Annotated in this window: 1 protein-coding gene; it reads left to right on the plus strand. The window is 72.2% G+C overall.

The features are described 5' to 3' along the window. Positions 1–224: 224 nt before the first annotated feature. Positions 225–1,676 carry a menaquinone biosynthesis decarboxylase gene (locus AC5LSR_RS15350; protein ID WP_250283270.1) on the plus strand — a complete coding sequence of 484 codons (1,452 nt, stop codon included), beginning with the start codon at positions 225–227 and terminating at the stop codon, positions 1,674–1,676. Positions 1,677–1,679 lie beyond the last annotated feature (3 nt).

The following is a 1,679-nucleotide window of genomic DNA, read 5'->3' on the forward strand; positions in this document are numbered from 1 at the left end:
GTACGGCCGGTCGGCGCACGTCCCGACGTGTCCACCGCCCGGGCGGTGGTCGGACGGAGGTTCCCGCCGGGCCCGACCGGCGGCCGGGCGGGGGGTTCTCACCAGAGCTACCCGACTGCTACCTGGCGCGGTCGGTACCGGGTTCCGGTGGCTGGCTCGACAGGTCCGGACGGCCGGGGCCCGCGGGCCGCCGCGAGGATGGGCGTCCTGCGAGGATGGGCGCCATGGCCTGGGCGGATCTGCGCGCGTTCCTCGTTCACCTCGAGCGTCACGGCGACCTGCGGCACGTCCGCGTCCCGGTCGACCCGGTCCTGGAGGTCACCGAGATCGTCACGCGGGTGGTGCGGGAGGGCGGGCCCGCGCTGCTGTTCGACCGGCCGCTCGGCGCCGACATGCCGCTGGCCATCAACGTCTTCGGCACCGAGCGGCGGATGGCCGCCGCGCTGGGGGCCGGCAGCCTCGACGAGATCGGCGACCGGATCGCCGCCCTGCTCAGACCCGAGCTCCCGGTCGGGCTCGGCGGGCTGCGGGAGGCCCTGGGCAAGGTCGCCGCGCTGCGGTCGGTGCCGCCGCGCAAGGTCCGGACCGCGCCGTGCCAGGACGTCGTCCTCAAGGGCTCGGACGTCGACCTGCTCCGCCTGCCCGGCGTGCACGCCTGGCCGGACGACGGCGGGGTGTTCCTGAACCTGGGCCTGACCCACACGAAGCATCCTGAGACGGGTCAGCGCAATCTCGGCATGTACCGGCTGCAGCGTCATGACGCCCGGACGGTCGGCATGCACTGGCAGATCCACAAGGACTCCAACGCCCATCATGCCGTCGCCGAGCGCCGCGGGGAGCGGCTGCCGGTGGCGATCGCGTTCGGCTGCGACCCGGCGGTGACCTACGCGGCGTCCGCCCCGCTGCCGGCGGAGATCGACGAGTACCTGTTCGCCGGGTTCCTGCGCGGCGAGCGGGTGGAGATGGTCGACTGCCTGACCGTCCCGTTGCAGGTGCCGGCGAACGCCCAGGTGGTGCTCGAGGGCTGGCTGGAGCCGGGGGAGCGCTTGCCGGAGGGCCCGTTCGGCGACCACACGGGTTTCTACACCCCGGTCGAGCCGTTCCCCGCCCTGCACGTCGACGTGATGACCCTGCAGCGTGACCCGGTCTTCCAGACGATCGTCGTGGGCCGCCCGCCGCAGGAGGACGGGCCGCTCGGCAAGGCGACCGAGCGGATCTTCCTGCCGCTGGTCCGGATGATGATCCCGGAGATCGTCGACTACGACCTGCCGGTCGAGGGCGTCTTCCACAACTGCGCGATCGTCTCGATCGAGAAGCGCTACCCCAAGCACGCGCAGAAGGTCATGCACGCCATCTGGGGCGCCGGGCTGCTGTCGCTGTCCAAGCTCGTCGTGGTCGTCGACGCCGACTGTGACGTCCACGACTACTCCGAGGTGGCGTGGCGGGCGTTCGGCAACGTCGACTACGCCCACGACCTGCTGACCACGGTCGGCCCGGTCGACCACCTCGACCACGCCTCGTACGAGCAGTTCTTCGGTGGGAAGATCGGCGTGGACGCCACCCGCAAACTCCCGACGGAGGGATACCGTCGCGAGGGCGGCTGGCCCGCGGAGGCCGTGATGGACCAGGCGGTCAGGGACAAGGTCGCCCGGCGCTGGAAGGAGTACGGGCTGTGACCA

Source organism: Protofrankia sp. CiP1_Cm_nod4, assembly GCF_982290645.1.

Coding starts and splice junctions, on each gene's coding strand:
- AC5LSR_RS15350 (WP_250283270.1), top strand. CDS start 225: ATGGCCTGGGCGGATCTGCGCGCGTTCCTCGTTCACCTCGAGCGTCAC.